The organism is Streptomyces venezuelae, from assembly GCF_008642295.1.
GTDB classification, from domain to species: Bacteria; Actinomycetota; Actinomycetes; order Streptomycetales; family Streptomycetaceae; genus Streptomyces; species Streptomyces venezuelae_C.
Map to the genome: position 1 here is coordinate 81,223 of NZ_CP029190.1, position 14,903 is coordinate 96,125.

At 70.2% G+C, this 14,903-nt stretch carries 14 protein-coding genes and 2 pseudogenes; 10 read left to right on the forward strand and 6 right to left on the reverse strand.

Annotated elements, in window-relative coordinates; genetic code table 11:
* The first annotated feature begins 125 nt into the window (after positions 1-125).
* The gene (locus DEJ50_RS00455) at positions 126-4,676 is read left to right on the forward strand and encodes a hypothetical protein (RefSeq protein WP_150205413.1); all 4,551 of its coding nucleotides are present in this window, start codon (positions 126-128) and stop codon (positions 4,674-4,676) included.
* 73 nt (positions 4,677-4,749) lie between these two features.
* Here the strand turns inward: DEJ50_RS00455 and DEJ50_RS00460 are convergent, their stop codons facing one another.
* Positions 4,750-5,298, reverse strand: coding sequence for a TetR/AcrR family transcriptional regulator (locus DEJ50_RS00460; RefSeq protein ID WP_150205415.1), 549 nt, complete (start codon positions 5,296-5,298; stop codon positions 4,750-4,752).
* 46 nt (positions 5,299-5,344) lie between these two features.
* Here DEJ50_RS00460 and DEJ50_RS00465 point away from each other — a divergent pair.
* The 5 genes and pseudogenes from DEJ50_RS00465 to DEJ50_RS00480 form a co-directional block, all read left to right on the forward strand.
* Positions 5,345-6,252 (forward strand): annotated as a pseudogene (locus DEJ50_RS00465) (oxidoreductase); the annotation flags it as partial.
* A gap of 204 nt (positions 6,253-6,456) precedes the next feature.
* Positions 6,457-6,864 (forward strand): PPOX class F420-dependent oxidoreductase, encoded by a 408-nt coding sequence (locus DEJ50_RS00470; protein WP_150211781.1) that lies wholly within the window; start codon positions 6,457-6,459, stop codon positions 6,862-6,864.
* A 175-nt stretch (positions 6,865-7,039) separates the two neighbouring features.
* Positions 7,040-7,669 (forward strand): haloacid dehalogenase-like hydrolase, encoded by a 630-nt coding sequence (locus tag DEJ50_RS00475; protein ID WP_223837489.1) that lies wholly within the window; start codon positions 7,040-7,042, stop codon positions 7,667-7,669.
* A gap of 93 nt (positions 7,670-7,762) precedes the next feature.
* Positions 7,763-7,930: a hypothetical protein gene (locus tag DEJ50_RS34305; protein ID WP_223837490.1), complete on the forward strand. Its 168-nt coding sequence runs from the start codon at positions 7,763-7,765 to the stop codon at positions 7,928-7,930.
* A gap of 17 nt (positions 7,931-7,947) precedes the next feature.
* Positions 7,948-8,592, forward strand: a complete 645-nt coding sequence (locus DEJ50_RS00480; protein ID WP_150205417.1) for a hypothetical protein — start codon at positions 7,948-7,950, stop codon at positions 8,590-8,592.
* Between the two features lie 164 nt (positions 8,593-8,756).
* On the opposite strand, the gene DEJ50_RS00485 is transcribed toward DEJ50_RS00480, so the two are convergent.
* Entirely contained in the window at positions 8,757-9,674 is a 918-nt protein-coding gene (locus DEJ50_RS00485; RefSeq protein WP_150205419.1) for a hypothetical protein, read from the reverse strand.
* A gap of 355 nt (positions 9,675-10,029) precedes the next feature.
* Positions 10,030-10,332 (reverse strand): nuclear transport factor 2 family protein, encoded by a 303-nt coding sequence (locus tag DEJ50_RS35520; protein WP_150211782.1) that lies wholly within the window; start codon positions 10,330-10,332, stop codon positions 10,030-10,032.
* Here DEJ50_RS35520 and DEJ50_RS33730 point away from each other — a divergent pair.
* On the forward strand, positions 10,325-10,528 hold the full coding sequence (locus tag DEJ50_RS33730; protein WP_190344182.1) for a hypothetical protein: 204 nt from the start codon (positions 10,325-10,327) through the stop codon (positions 10,526-10,528). The genes DEJ50_RS35520 and DEJ50_RS33730 overlap by 8 nt on opposite strands.
* On the opposite strand, the pseudogene DEJ50_RS35525 reads toward DEJ50_RS33730, so the two are convergent.
* Positions 10,484-10,633: pseudogene (locus DEJ50_RS35525) on the reverse strand (VOC family protein); the annotation flags it as partial. The gene DEJ50_RS33730 and the pseudogene DEJ50_RS35525 sit on opposite strands and share 45 nt — an antisense overlap.
* Positions 10,634-10,890: 257 nt before the next feature.
* Positions 10,891-11,289, reverse strand: coding sequence for a VOC family protein (locus DEJ50_RS00500; protein ID WP_150205421.1), 399 nt, complete (start codon positions 11,287-11,289; stop codon positions 10,891-10,893).
* Between the two features lie 146 nt (positions 11,290-11,435).
* Here DEJ50_RS00500 and DEJ50_RS00505 point away from each other — a divergent pair, with 146 nt between their 5' ends.
* Together DEJ50_RS00505 and DEJ50_RS00510 are read left to right on the forward strand one after the other, a co-directional pair.
* Positions 11,436-11,762: a TfoX/Sxy family protein gene (locus DEJ50_RS00505; protein WP_150205423.1), complete on the forward strand. Its 327-nt coding sequence runs from the start codon at positions 11,436-11,438 to the stop codon at positions 11,760-11,762.
* Between the two features lie 199 nt (positions 11,763-11,961).
* The gene (locus DEJ50_RS00510) at positions 11,962-12,843 is read left to right on the forward strand and encodes a MerR family transcriptional regulator (RefSeq protein ID WP_150205425.1); all 882 of its coding nucleotides are present in this window, start codon (positions 11,962-11,964) and stop codon (positions 12,841-12,843) included.
* A gap of 115 nt (positions 12,844-12,958) precedes the next feature.
* Here DEJ50_RS00510 and DEJ50_RS00515 read toward each other — a convergent pair whose 3' ends face one another.
* On the reverse strand, positions 12,959-13,834 hold the full coding sequence (locus tag DEJ50_RS00515; protein ID WP_150205427.1) for a barstar family protein: 876 nt from the start codon (positions 13,832-13,834) through the stop codon (positions 12,959-12,961).
* Between the two features lie 157 nt (positions 13,835-13,991).
* Between DEJ50_RS00515 and DEJ50_RS00520 the strand changes: the two genes are divergently transcribed.
* Positions 13,992-14,795 carry a hypothetical protein gene (locus tag DEJ50_RS00520; RefSeq protein ID WP_223837491.1) on the forward strand — a complete coding sequence of 268 codons (804 nt, stop codon included), beginning with the start codon at positions 13,992-13,994 and terminating at the stop codon, positions 14,793-14,795.
* Positions 14,796-14,903 lie beyond the last annotated feature (108 nt).

A 14,903-nucleotide genomic window follows, 5' to 3' on the forward strand; every position in this document is an offset into this window, starting at 1 on the left:
CGGACTGTAGCCCCGTGCGGCCTCCTGCGGAGCCCGGCTACGCTGACGCCCCCGCGCACGCCCACAGCACACGCGGAACCGGGGCACGAGGGGCACGAGGGGCACGAGGGGCACGAGGGGGGAATGTGACGGCGGAGGAGCTGAACGGCATCACCCGGCGGCGGCTCGTCATCGTCGCGGTCGGCGGCTACGAGGACAGCCCGCCCGGCTTCGACGAAGCCATCGCCGCCCAGGCCGACCGCATCACCGGCTGGCTCGCTGACCCCGACCTGGACGCGGGGCGGCGCTTCGAGGTGAGCCGGCCGCCCGCCATGGCCTCCGTACAGGAGCTGCGTACCTTCCTGCACGGACAGAACCTGGCCGCCGCCGAGTACCACGAGGCTGTCGTCATCTACATCACCGGCCACGGCTTACGCCGCAAGTCCCACCGCGATTACCTGACGCTCGCCGAAACGGACAAGGACCGCCCGTTCGCCACGGCGTTCCCGACCAGTGAGCTCATCACCGCTGTACTCGACAGCGAGTCCGAGCACGTGCTCGTACTCGTCGACTCGTGCTTCTCCGGCAGCCTGCACGCCGAGCTGTCCTCACTGCTCCAAGACCTGTCCGACGACCGCCACTCCTTCGACGGGACCGCTGTCGTCACCTCCGGCGACCACTACGAACAGCCGCTCGTCGGCTCCTTCACCGAGCGGCTGGCACTGGCCTACGAGCGGATGCGGGACGAGGCCTCCGGATTCACCGCCTCCCACCTGTCCTTCCACGAGTGGGAGCAACTCCTGGACGAGGCCGGTCGGGACGACCTCATCGGTGCCGAGTGGGTCGTCCCGCGCAAGCGCCGGAAACGGCCGAGCGCCTGCCTGCCGAACCCGCGCTACCGGCCTGCCCTGAGCACCGCCGGCCCGGCGCTCCGCCAACTGGCCCTGACGAAAACCGCCGGCACCGGCGCGCCCCTGGGCCCCCTCGACGAGTTCTGGCTGGACCGGGCATCCGGGCGGGCGGCGCCCGACGACCCCGGTTGGTACTTCAGCGGCCGGGCCGAGCCCATGCAGGACCTGACCGGATTCCTGCGCGGCACCGGCACCGGCACCGGCGCGGGCGGGGGCGGGCACGGGAGCGGCGGCGAGACCGTCCTCGTCGTCACCGGGGCCGCCGGCTCCGGGAAGTCCGCTCTGCTGGCCCGCCTGGTCACCCTCTCCGACCCCGGGTTCGTCTCGGATCCGCAGTACGCGGCCATGGTCGCGGGAATCCCCGCGACGCTCCGGCCCGATCCGGGAGCGGTCGACATCGCCGTCGTGGCCCGCAACAAATCCGCGCCGGTGGTCGTGGAGGACCTGCTGACCGCCCTCGGCACAGGCGAGGCCGGTCCTCCCGGTACGGAGCCGCCGCTGCAGCCGCTCCTGCGGCGGCTGGCCGCCCGTACGGAGGGGGCCGGCAGGCCCGTCACCGTGGTGATCGACGCGCTGGACGAGGCCCAGGACCCGCTCGCCCTCGTCAACGACCTCGTCCTGCCGCTCGCCCGCCTCAACGCCGCGTCGCAGGACCACACTCCCTTACGTCTCCTCCTCGGAATCCGGAGTTCCCCGCTCACGGGCCGGCAGGTCGGCGGCGGGGCGGAACTACGCGACGAGCGCGCAGACCAGCTGCTGTTGCGGCTCACCGAGGCCTTGGGCGGCGAGGGCGTGCCGCCCCGTATCCTGCGCAGCGACGGCCCCGGGTGCGCCGACGACATCGCCGCCTACGTCGCCACCCTGCTGCTCGCACCGGCCGACAGCCCCTACCACGGCGAGCCGGAGGCCGCCGCCGAGGCCGCGCGCATCATCGCGGACGCCGTCGCGCCCTCCTTCCTGGACGCCCGGATCGCCGCCGACCAACTACGCCGCGCCGGCACCCGCCAGGACCTCACCGAGGACGGCTGGCCGGACCGTCTCGCCGACGGCACCACCGGGCTGCTCCGCGAAGACATCAGGGCCGTCTCCCAGAGCACCGGAGTCCCGGCGGATCTGCTGGTGACCGCCCTGCGGGCGACCACGTTCGCGCCGGGTGCCGGTCTGCCTTGGGCCGATGTCTGGCCGGCCGTCACCGTCGCGCTGGCCACGGACCGGTACGGGGCCGGGTACGTGAGCGCGGACAGCGCCGACCACGCCATCCGTACGCTCCGCAACAGCCGCCTGACCGGGTATCTGGCGACCGCCGAGGAGGACGCCCGTACCGTCTACCGCCCGGTCCACCAGCGGCTGGCCGACCTCCTCCTCACCGACCACGACTGGCTGCTGGCACCGTCCGCCGCCACCGCCTCCCGCGCGTGGCGCCCGGCAACCGCTCCGCAGGGACGCATCGCAGCACATGCCGCGATCACCCGGGCTCTGGCGGGCCTGGTGGAGCGGTCCCGGCAGGACTCCGCCCACCCCTACATCCGCAGGCACTTCCTGCACCACGCGGCGGCCGGGGGGATGCTGACCGACGCGGGGGTGCCGGCGGCGCTACTGGCCCAGGAGACTTCCGGCACGCTGCGGGCCCGCCTGGGGCTGCCGCTGCCGATGGAGGACCGGGAACGCCGGATGCTGACGGCCGCGGCGCTGATCGAACCGTACGTCGACGAGACCGTGGACGTGACCTCGCGCAGGGGCAGCATCGCGTTCCAGCGGGGCCTACGCGGTGAGGCAGGGGAGGCGGGGAAGGCGGGTCAGGCGCCGCTCGGGCTGCCGGCTGTACTGTCCTGGGGCCGGTGGGCGGCACGCTCGAACGTCCTCGCGCCGACCCGGGGGACCACGAAGAGCTTGTGCATCGTGCCCACCCTGGACGGGCGGACTCTGATCGCGGTGCTGGCGCAGCGCGGGGACGTCGAGATCCGGGACGCGGTGACGGGCCGGCTGACGGCCGAGATCCGCTCTGAAGCGGAGCAGGTACTGTCCCTGTGCCCGATCAGGGCCGCCGGCGGGCGGACGTTCCTGGTCGCGCTGAACTCCGGCAGTGCCACGATCCACGATCCGACGTCGGGACGACCCATCGCCCACGCACCCTTCCCGCTCGCGGAGGAGGCGGACGTCCTGTCGGACGGAGCCGCGGGCTGGGAGGTCTTCGTCCTCACCGGGCAAGGCGGTTTCCTGTGGCGACCCACCGCGCATGGCTCACACGAGGCCGGAAGGGCCGGGGCGGAAAGGGTCTTCAGGGCCGAGGGATTTCCGGCGCTGCACCGGACCCCCTTGCAAAGGGCGACGGCCGTCGTCCGCAGGGCGGACGGCCTCGCCCTGGTGGCCGTCACCACGCAGGAGGGCATCCGGCTCTGGGACCCCTCATCGGGGCTCACGGCGCATCCCCCTTTCGGTGGCACGCTCGTACGTTCCCCGATGGCCGTCGCTCGACAGGGGGAGGACGACTTGCTCCTGATCACAAACGGATCCGGGACGGCCTCCCTCAAACAGATGTGGAATCCGTTCCGCGGCGAACGGGTAGCGCACCCGCCTACCTACGGACACCCCCCGACGGTGCTGCCGGGAGGCAGATCACTCGCCCACACCGAGAACGGCCGCATCGTGGTCAGCGATATCGACGGCACCACGGAGGAATCCTTCGATGCCGACGTCGCGTCCGTCCATGTCATCTCCGCGCTGGCTGGCCCGGCCGGCCCGAGGATCGTGACGGCCGGAATGCAGGGCATCAGGGTCTGGGACCGCGGCAGGCAGGGAAAATCGAACGGACCGCGGCGCTCGACGGAGACGCTGTACGAACCGCCGTGGGGACAGCAGGGCCACCGGGGTGGGTGGCCGCTGTGCCCGTCGGAGGATCCCTCCTCCGGCCGGCACCGGGGCCTCGTCGTCGGGACCCGCACGGGACTCGACGTCCACGACGCGGCGACGGGAGCGCTGCTGGGGCGGGTCGACACCGGCCCCGTGGTGCGGGTGGAGCCGCTGCCTTCGCCTCCGTGGACCTCGTACGTGGCGGTCAGAGGGCGACTGGACTGGTCGATCTGGGACCTCGTGACCGGTAGGTCCCCGGGCCGTCTTCCAGGGGCTCGCTCCGCTTATACGCCGGCCTGCATCGCCCGGACGCCGACGGGCCTGCCGTTGATCGCCTCCCTGTCCAAGGGTGGGCAGATCATCTGTGCGACGTGGGATCCGGAGAGCCATGCGACAGAGGTCTCGACCGTCACGTATCGCCAGCACGTCCAACAGGCAGGTGTGTTCACCGCCTTGCCCCCGTGGAGCGCCGGCGGTACGACCGTCATCGCCGTGGCCGGCACCGACGGGATCGACCTCGTCGACCTGAGTTCCGGAAACCTGGTCCGCCTGCTGCGGGTCGAGGGGCAGCGGCCGGGAACATACGTGTCGCAGTGCGTCGTACGGCGGCGCGACCGCACCCTGCTGGCCGCCGCCATGCTGTCCGTCCTCCACATCTGGGACCCCGCGGACGGCGCCCTGCTCGCCACCTGCCCAGCCCGCGACACCCTGGCCATGGCGAGCCTGCCGCTCCCCAACGGCCGCACCCTGCTCGCCACGGGGAACCCGAGCGGGGTCCGCATCTGGGACCCGTTGACGGGCGAACTCCTCCACACCCTGCTCACCGGCGCCCCGGTCCAGGCCCTGGTCGCCGGCCCGGGTCCGACGGGCACGGTCCTGCACATCCACGGCCCGGCGGGCCTCGCGACGCTGGCTCTGGACGAAGGGCTCCTGTGACGGCCCCCCGCCCGATCACGTCGTCATCGTCGGTGACGCGATGACGGGGCGGCGCCGCATGCCAGGCCCGCGGTCACATTGCCGGCAACACGCCTGCGTGAGCAGCGGCCAGTGCGACGTCCACTGCCCGGTCTGCGGTCGCCTCGTCGACCGGCTCGCCGGTGAACACGAGCCGGAAGCAGATCGGCGCCGCGAGGGTCTTGAGGAGTTCGGCAGGGTCGGTTTCCGCAGGTAGTTCGCCGCGCTCAATGGCTCGGCTGACAACGGGTTCCGCCCGCCGGAACCGGTCGTCGAAGAGGGCCTGCTTGAGTTCGGCGAGCCGAGGGAGGCGTACGGCGTCCGAGAGGACGGTGGTGAGCAAGGCCCGGCCTGCTTGCGTGGTCATGGTGACGACGAGGGAGCGGGCCAGCGCGCGCAGGTCACTCTCCACCGCCCCGGTGTCCGGGATCGGGATGTCCGTGGCGAAGTGGCCGGCCAGCGCGTCGGTGACCAGGCCGTCAGAGTCTTTCCAGTTCCGGTAGATCGTCGTCTTGTGTACGCCGGCCCGTTGGGCGACGCCTTCGACGGTCAGGGCTGCATACCCGCCTTCCGTGAGCTCGGTGAGCTTTCGGGCCGCAGGCATCTCCCGACCCACGGATTGAGGCCCCAATGACCCGTGACTTCCGCGCATGAGCTGGACACCGGACTCCATCCCTGACCAGTCGGGGCGCCTGGCTGTTGTCACCGGTGCTAACAGCGGCATCGGGTACGTCACCGCTCGCGAACTCGCCCGCCGCGGTGCCCATGTCGTCCTGGCCTGCCGCAGCAGAGAGCGTGGGCAGGAGGCAGTGGAGCGGCTGCGAGCCGAAGCCCCCGACGCCCGCACCGAACTGCGCATGCTCGACCTCGCCGACTTGAGTTCCGTCCGTAGTTTCGCTGCGGACTGGAGTCACGACCGGCTTGACCTCCTGGTCAACAACGCCGGTGTCGCCATGGTTCCGTTCTCCCGGACCGCCGACGGCTTCGAGTCCCAGTTCGGCATCAACCACCTCGGCACGTTCGCCCTCACCGGCCTCCTCATGCCGCACCTGCTGGCCGCCGCCGACCCGCGCGTGGTCACGGTCAGCAGCGAGGGCCAGCGCTTCGCCCGATTCGACCTGACCAACCTCAACGCCGAGCACCGCTACCGAACGGCGTTCGCCTACGTGCAGTCCAAGCGGGCCAATCTCTACTTCGCCACGGAACTCCAGCGCAGGGCCGACACCGCCGGGCTGAGGCTGCGCAGTATGGCGGTAGCCCCGGACTCACCCGCTCCAACGTGCTCACCGGCGGCGCCAACAGCACCCGGGGTCGCCTACACGGTCTCCTCACGGGTCTGCTCTTGCGCATCGCCTTCCGCCCCACACCAGACGGCGCCAGGACTTCCCTGTACGCCGCAACCGTCCCCAACCTGCCCGGGGGAAGCTACGTCGTGCCCAATGGCCCGTTCCAGCTCCGCGGCGAACCCGTCCTCCGCAGCCGGGAACGCGCCATCCAGGACTCCGCTACGGCCCGCCAATTGTGGAGGCTCTCGGAACAGCTCACCGGCGTGCACTACTCATTGCCCCCAGAACCTTCTTCTCAGGCAGAGGCACGGCTCGCCGACCGGGGGCGCGCAACGTGCCGGGGTCTCCTGGCGCCGTCGGCTAGGGTGAGGCCGACTCAATGTGATCGCGCCGTCACCAACAGGCACCGCGACCCGCCCGCGGGGCCACAGCAGTGCCTTCTGCCGAGGGCGGCCCTGCCAGGAAGGAACCCGACTGTGTCGGCTGCACTCTCCGAGGACCTGAAGAAGCTCATCGACGACTCCCCCGTCTTCGCCGCCATCGCCACGATCCAGCCCGACGGCAGCCCCCAGGTGTCCGTCACCTGGCTCACCCGTGACGGCAACGACCTGCTCTTCTCCACCACCGTCGGGCGCCGGAAGGAGAAGAACCTGCGCGCCGATCCGCGCGTCACCGTCCTGATCAACCCTCACAACGCCCCCTACACCTACGCCGAGATCCGCGGGACGGCGGAGATGACCACCAGCGGCGGGCAGGACCTGATCAACCAGCTCTCGCGCAAATACACCGGCAAGGACTACGCCGACTTCAATCCCGCCTCCGCCGAGGACTCCGAGCGTGTGGTCGTCCGTATCACGCCCCGCAAGGTCGTCGGCTCCATCTGACGCCCCCGAGGCTCGCCATGCCGATCACCGTGCGGGGAAGCGTCGCCCTCGGCGGTACGAGCGACGCACGGCGGGCGGCAACGGCCCCCGACGGCGGGACGGGCCGGTCTCGTCGTCCCGGCCGGGAAGACTGCCGCATCTGCGGATGACGTGACCGTCGAGCCAAGGAGTGTCCGTGACCGAGAAGGTGCTGGCGAGCTGGAAGGACGGCCGCCCCGCCAAGCGAGCGATCTTGGATTTCGTCCATGCGATCACGACGCCGGGGGCGACGTTCGTCGAGGCAGCCGACCGGATCGCCACCTTCGACAACGACGGCACCCTGTGGGTCGAGCAGCCGCTGCCCCCGCAGTTCGACTTCGTGTTCCGCACGTGGGAGAGGGAGGTGGAGGCCGACCCGCAGCTCGCCGGCCGGCAGCCGTACAAGGCGCTGATCGAGCGGGACCAGGCCTTCTTCCAGGGCCTGGCGACGCAGGAACCGCAGGTGGTGTCGACGCTGGTGGAGGCGTTCGCCCGCTCCTGGGCCGGCACGACGCCGGAGGAGTTCGACGCGCAGGTGCGCGAGTGGATGAGGACGGTGAAGCAGCCCAAGCTCGGCCATCCCTACGTCGAGCTGGTCTACCGCCCGATGCTGGAACTGTTCGACCTCCTGCACGCCAACGACTTCCGGGTGTTCGTGTGCTCGGGCGGCGGTCGTGACTTCATGCGCGTGTTCGCGGAAGAGACCTGGGGGATCCCCAAGGAGAACGTCATCGGCTCGGCAGCCGTGTACACCTACGCCGACGGGAAGCTCGTCCGCTCCCGCTAACTGCTCGGCGACCTGGACCTGGGGGCGGGCAAACCCGAGCACATCTTCGCCCACACCGGCCGGCTGCCCGTCCTCGCGGGCGGCAACGCCGACGTGGACATCGAGATGCTCGCCAGCGCCCGCTTCGCGCTGCTCGTCAACCACGACGACGACCAGCGCGAGTTCGCCTACACCACGGGTGCCCAGACCTCGCTCGCGAAGTCCGCAGAGCTCGGCTGGACCGTCGTGAGCATGAAGAACGACTGGACCATGGTGTTCTGACCAGGAGACCTACCCCCGTGAGCGCCCTGACCGCCATCGGCGTCCTCGTCAACCCGGACGAGAACACCCTCCGCCACGCCTGCGCCTGGAACGCCCGGATGCGCGAGAGCGCCCCGGGCGGCTTTGCCCTGGACACCTCCCACCAACCGCACATCACCACCCTCCAGCGCTATGTGCGCACCGCCGAGCTGGACGAGGTCTACGCCGCCATCGGTGACACCCTGGCCACGACCGACACGAGCGCGCTCTCCTACCGGGCGGTGGCCATCAGGCACGCCGACTGGGGCGTGCCCGGCCAGGGACTCGCGGTCATCCTCCTGGGGCCCAGCGAACAGGTGCTCGACTTCCAGGCGGGCCTGCTCGCTGCCGTCACCCCCTTCACCGAGTCCGGCGGTACGGCCGCGGCCTTCGTCACCGATCCGGGCGAGGAGATCAGCCAGTGCACCCTCGACTGGGTCGAGCACTACGTGCCCACCCAGATCGGGCCAGGGAAGTACACGGCCCATGTCACCGTCGGGTTCGCCGGCCTCGACGACCTCAGGACCATCGAGGCCGAGCCGTTCGACGCCTTCGACGTCCACCCGGCCGCCGTCGCCGTTTACCGGCTCGGCAACAGCGGAGCCGCCCGCAAGCTCCTCAGGAGCTGGACCATCCCGAGCTGACGGCCGGCCGGCGGCCCGGGCGAGGACGGTCTCAGCCCACCTCGGCAGCCTCATGTCCCGCAGGCCGCATCCTGCCGGGCAGGTTCGGGAACCGGAAGGAGTACCGGCGGGTACCGGCGGACTGCGGTTACCCGTTCAGCCTGCCGCGCCGTTGTTGACCTCGATCACGGCGGTGTCGGGGTTGTCGGCCGTGATCGTTTTGCGGTCGTCGTCGCCGGCACCGGTACCGCCTGCTCCGGGCGTGCCATTGGCGCCGTTGGCGCCGTCCTTGCCCTCGGTGGTTCCGGTCCCGAAGCCGTCGGGGTAGCACCTGCGGTACTTGTTTCGGATCCGTCGGCGCCCGAAGCGTAGCCGTGGCCGGGGCCGCCGTCGCCTCCGGACGAACCGTCGGTGGCGTCGCTGCCGTTGATGACGAAGACCTTGTTCACGATGTAGCCGCCGCGCGTACCGTCGCGTCCGTCCAGGCCGTCTCCACCCTTGCCGCCGGTGACTTCGACCTCGCCCGCCGTGATGGTCCCGGTGTTGCCGGCTCCGCCGGTCCCGCCGCTGATCTCGACTCCGCCCTCGGCTCCGGCGCCGCCGGTGGCGACGACCTTGGTGGCGGCGCTACCGGTGATGGTGCCGGCATTGCCGGTCCCGCCGCCGCAGTCCACTTCGCTGGGACCGGCGGCGTGGCAGCCGAGGCCGCCGGTCACGGTGACGGTGGTGCCGTCCCCGGCCTCGATGGAACCCCGGTTGCCCGCTCCCGCGGCCACGGGCGTTCCTGTCTCGTCCTGGGTCTGTTCCTCCTTGAGGATCATCGCCATGTCGGGGGCGTTGCCGCCGGTGGCGGTGACCGACGTGGCCTTCGGTGCGATGACTCGGCCGGTCGCGCCGATCGCGGAACCGCCCTTGGCGTCCGGCTCCTTGGAGTCGACGCCCCGGATGGTGATCTGCGAGGCGCCCTCACCCGCGTCCACGGTGCCGTCGACCGTGCCGGTGATATCGATCGTGTCGGGGCCGCCCGATCCGGTGAGGGTGGTGCCCGCGGGGATGCCCTGGGTGCAGGTGATCTGTTCCCCTTCCCCGGACGCGGCCGGCACGCGAGTGCAGCCGACGGGATCCGCAGTCGCTTCCGCCGCGACGGCGCTGGTGATTCCGGAGGCCAGCAGCAGGCTGGTGGCCAGAAGAACACGGACAGGAGAGGGCGCAACGGGCGGTGTCCCTTCACATCGGCAACGAGAACAAGCAGCACCGCCGAACCAGCGGCACCGTCCACCCCGCAAACGATCAAGAAAGGCCTTGGTCACGCCACTGGTGAACCCAAGTCCCCGGCTGCCACCCCTCGTTACCTGTACGAGGTGAAGCACCTCGGCCGCTTCGCCACCGGACGCGCCGACCGCCCGGGGCTACGGGCCGGCGGGCATCCGGAGCCGTTTCTGCGCCTTCGGGAGGCGGTCACGGTCCGCCGAGGTAGTCGGTCTGCGAGGCGATCCGGTCGCCGCGCAGCTGCAGGACCGAGCAGAAGCGGGCGGTGACGGGCTCCCCCGCTGGAGGCAGGCCCTGGTGTACCCCGGAGCTGGTTCCCGCGAAGTCGAACTCGACGGCGATGACGTCTGCGTCGGCGATGATCCGCTTGATGGTGAACTTCCGGTCGGGAACGGCACCGGCGTACTCCTGCAGGTGGCGTACGAAGGCGTCCCGGCCGGTGAAGGCGAGCCCGGAGGGCCCGCACTCGTAGATGGTGTCGTCGGTGTACAGGTCCCTGAACCGGTCGAAGTCCTGTCCGGAGCCCGGGTCGGGCGTATTTGCCGAGTTCGCCGGCCTGGAGGGCGGCTTGGTCGTTGATGCCGATGACGTAGCCGTCCGGGTCGCGGAAGTAGAACATGCGCTGGCCGGTGTGGTCGGTGTCGGTGTCCTTGATGATTTCCGCGTGCCGGGAGATGCGGTCGTGTGAGCCGTCGAAGTCGTCCACGCCGAGGTAGAACATGCCGGCGAAGCCGATGGGAGTGTCGGCCAGGCTGGGCAGCCAGTTCTTCAGGTCGGCGTTGCTGTAGAGCATGGCGAGCGGTGCTGGAGGCGACGTCGAAGCCGAGCTGTTGGTAGAACGCGATGCTGGCCGCGGTGTCCTTGACGCTCAGGCAGGGAGCGAATGGCCTCAATCCTCCATGGCCGGTGCGTGCGGTCCCCACCAGGGTGCGAGCGCGGGGCCGGCAGGCGCCGGGCGCTCCGCGGTTCCTTTCTCTGCCGGTCGGGGCGGAGGTGCGCTCCGGGGGCCGCCGTCTTGGTGAGAGCAGCCGCTGTGAGCGGCTGGGGCTGTCAGCGGGTGCTGCTGATACAGAAGGGCTGACCGGAAGGGTCGAGCAGAACGGTCCAGTGGTCCCCGCCAGGCTGGTGAGCGGGCTTGGTGGCGCCCAGTTCCAGGAGCTGCTTCTCCGCCGCCTCGACGTCGTCGAACCTGATGTCCATGTGGAAGGCGAGTTCGTCCCTCGGCCAGGTCGGGGCCTTGAACGTCGTGGCGGACCAGAAGACGTACATCATGTCGCCGACCCACACGGGGTAGGCCGCGGGGTTGCCGTCCTCGTCCCGATACGGCTCGGAGACCTGCGAGCCGAGGGCCGCGGCGTAGAACTCCGCGAGCTCGCCTCCGTCCTCGGCCCAGATCGCGTGCGACAGGACCTTCCCGCTCACGGCGCTGCCGGCATGTGTGTCGACCATGGTCTTCTCCTCTGGTGGGGGTCGGCTGGGCGGTTTTCCCCCCTCCAGATCTGACCGTAACGCGCATATAGGACGGAGAATGTCCTATATGGCTCATGCCGGGGTTGCGCGGGTGAGGTGCCGTGACGCGTGGGTAACGTGAGGCCATGGCGTATGACGAGGTGCTGGCGGAGCGGGTCCGGGAGCTGCTGGAGGAGGGCGACGAGGTCGTCGCGAAGAAGATGTTCGGCGGGCTCGTCTTCACGGTGTGGGGGAACACGGCGGTCGGCGTGGTGGGCGACGAACTGCTGGTTCGAGTCGCCCCGGACGACAGCCCACAGGCCCTCGCGCAGCCCGGCGCGCGGCCCTTCGAGGTCCGCGGCCGGATCTCGAAGGGCTGGGTGATCGTGGCAGGAGAGGTCCTCGACGACGAGGTCCTGGACGACTGGCTGCAACTGGGCCGGAAAGCTGCTGCCGCACTTCCGCCGAAGTAACCCCCGGGTGCGGGGGCGAGGCGGACGGTCCGGCGGACCGTCCAGGGGCGCATGACCATCGGCCCCGGCCAGGGCTGCGGCAGCGTTGGCTCGGGCTCGGTCCGGGGTCGGTGATCCCGCCGGTTGCCTGGCTCGGGGTTGCATCTTCCGCAACGGTATGTGGTCAGGTGGAGCCGTCCCCTGCTGAAAGGCCCTGCTCATGCACTCGTCCTTCGTGCCACCGCGCCAGGTGAAGATCGGTGACGCGGCGGCCTTCGCCGGCACGACGCCGCGGGCGATCCGGCACTATCACGAGATCGGTCTGCTCCCCGAGCCCGAACGGGGTGGGGACGACCGCCGTCGCTACGGCTACCAGGACATGATCCGGCTGCTGTGGATCCGCAAGATGGCCGACGCCGGGATCGCCCTGGACGACATCCGCGACGCCTTCGCCGACACACCCGCCGGCGACAGCGGCATCGAGGACGCCCTGGCCAGGCTGGAGGAGACCCTGGCGGCCCAAGAGGCCGTCCTGCGCCGCCGGCGCACCGCCGTACAGCGCATGCGCTCCGAGGGCAGCCGGCTGGGCCTGCTCTCCCCCCTGGTCACCGACCGCCTCAAGAACCTGCCCCTCGCATCGCTGCGCCAGACGGATCTGGACACCCTGCTCGTCAACGAGCGGATCTTCGGCCCACTCGGAGCGGCAATCGCTGCCGACCGCCCCATCGCCCTGGCCACCCACCCCGACCTGCGGGAGGAATCCGACCGCCTCGATGCCGCGGAGGAAGCCCTCGACGACAGCGTCGCCGTGGACGACCCACGCGTTGCTCAGGTGGCAGCCCAGCGGCACGCCTTCGAGCGCACCCTGCTGCGCGTCATCGAGGAGATGGGGCTGGAGGACGACTGCGAGGCACTGTTCGACGCCTGTGAAGAAGCCCACCCCCACAACACTGGGGGAAGGGAAACGGCCGCTGACACGGCGGGGGCGGAGGAGGGAAGGTGGATGAGTGTCCTTGAAGCGGTCGGCAAGATGCCCTACGACCTGTCTCCGGCCCGCCTGCGATGCATAGAACTGGCAGAAGAACTCGCCGCCCAGGACTGAAACCCTCGCACGCCCGACCACTCCCCCTGGTGGTCCCGCGTCGCCACCGCGGAAGTCATCCGCGCCGCCCGCGACCTACTGCCCGGCGAACAAGCCGCCGCCTCAGCCACGACCGCTACGCCCGGCGGCCGGACCGCCGTGCCCGGTCGCCCTGCGCAAGCCCGGCCACTCCGGCCGGCCCCACCGCCACCTGGCTGCCGACTTCTCCTGGCGCACGCTCCACGGGGGCGTCACCACCCTGCTCATACCTGCACCAACGAGGAGCACTGGTGTGATGTAGGTGCTCAGTGCGGGACTGGAGGATGTCCAGGGCCTCGGGGATCGAGCAGCCGAGGTGGTCTCGGAACAGCTTGATGGCCTTGATGGTCATGCCGCTGAGGATCTCCTCGTCAGCCAAGAAGAGCGGGCCGGCCGTCCAAGGGGCGGACGCGGGATCTCCACCGGGCCAGTCGACGTCGGTCAGGGTGACGAGCAGGCGACCGTCCGAAAGCGCCACCGCCACGTCCATGCCGCGGGCCGCCTTCTCCGTGAACGCAACGGGTGCAGTGTGGTCCAGGAGGAAGACGAAGTGCTGGGCAATACGCTGCCGCCACTCATCGAGCTCGCCGTCCGCGTCCAGGCGGAGGTTGGAGTTCCAGGCGGCCTGGGCGAGAACCGATACGAACAGCCCGAGGAAGTCCGACTTCAGCAGGTCGTCCGCGTGCTCGATCAGAATCGCAAGATCCTGGTTCCCGTGGCCGGGACCGTGCCAGTCATGGAGACAGTCCACGAGCGCGTCCCAGTTGTGGCCGAAGTGGCCCGGGAACGACAGCTCCCGGGCAAAGGTGCGGAAGACGGACACCGGATCCCGCATTTCGCGGCCGTCCAGCCGCAGGACCAGACCGTTTCGCTGCACGAGCTCGGCCGTTTCCGACGCCAGCCATGGGTCGGCCGGGGAGGTGAACACGACCCATGGAGAGCGGTGTTCCGTCAGAGTGGGCTTGGTCATCATGGGTGAGATCCTTGCACGGCAATTCTTCGGAGCCCGAGCGATTGAAGGAGGGGTAGATCGTGCTCAACGAGTACCGTCCGCGCAGGTCAGGAGGCTGCCAAGGACCATCGTCGATGCGACCAGACGACGGAGGGGGCGACGCTTGTAACCTCCGCCTGTGATCAACAGCCGCAGCTGGGCGTCCAGCCCACAACCCGACGCGCTCCCTGACCATCAAGAGATCTTGGAGGGTACAGACTGGGCATCGCTCACCACTCCTTACGGGACCGGCGCATCCTTGCCGGAGACGCTGACGCGCCTGCTCGACCTGGACCCGGCCGTCAGGGCGACCGCTGCCAAGGACGCTCTCGATGAGGTGAGTCACCAGAACACCATCTATGAAGCCACTGTGCCCGTGGCGCTGTACGTCTCAGCCATCCTCAACCACTCATCCACAGCAGCAGGGGAGCTCGACCACCACAGCGACCCACCACCACGGCACCCCACCCGTGCAAGGCTTCTCGACTGGCTCGGCGCCACCGCCTACGACGCCGACGACGAGGCCGTCGCCACGCATGAACGCTCTTGCAACGACCGGTTTCGCTGTGAGTACTGGCCGATGCGCGCCTTCCGGGACCTGCGTCCAGCGATCTTCTCAGCAGTCCAACCGTTCCTCGGTCACGCCCACGAGGAAGTGCGCGACGCGGCCCTCGTCGCTGCCATCCCGCTCGCAGAGCACCCCGTCCTCACCACACGTCGGGCCGAGCTTGCCGACCATGCCCGCCGCCTGCTGGCCACCAGTAACGACCGCTACAAAAGGGACCGTGCCCTGGAGGCTCTCACTGCATGGGGCCACGACACGAGCGCCCTGGAAAACGCGAACGACATCGCAGCCCGCGAACTGCAGGCCCGCCCGGCTGATCCTGACGACTGGTGGGCAAGCAACGGGATAGACGGCTTCAGCGAAGAACCGCCCTTCTGACACAGGGATCCGCAGAACGCCGAGCTGGTACAGGTCAGGTCAGGTCAGCTCGGTCCGGGTTCGGGCGGGGCAGAGCCTCTGGATCCGATCTTTCGTTCTCCTGCCGAG

Excerpts from the sequence above, each read along its gene's own strand:
- DEJ50_RS00460 (WP_150205415.1), bottom strand. The coding sequence starts at position 5,298 with ATGCCTGCGGCCCGAAAGCTCACCGAGCTCACGGAAGGCGGGTATGCA.
- DEJ50_RS00500 (WP_150205421.1), bottom strand. The coding sequence starts at position 11,289 with ATGGTCGACACACATGCCGGCAGCGCCGTGAGCGGGAAGGTCCTGTCG.
- DEJ50_RS00505 (WP_150205423.1), top strand. The coding sequence starts at position 11,436 with ATGGCGTATGACGAGGTGCTGGCGGAGCGGGTCCGGGAGCTGCTGGAG.
- DEJ50_RS00510 (WP_150205425.1), top strand. The coding sequence starts at position 11,962 with ATGCACTCGTCCTTCGTGCCACCGCGCCAGGTGAAGATCGGTGACGCG.
- DEJ50_RS00515 (WP_150205427.1), bottom strand. The coding sequence starts at position 13,834 with ATGATGACCAAGCCCACTCTGACGGAACACCGCTCTCCATGGGTCGTG.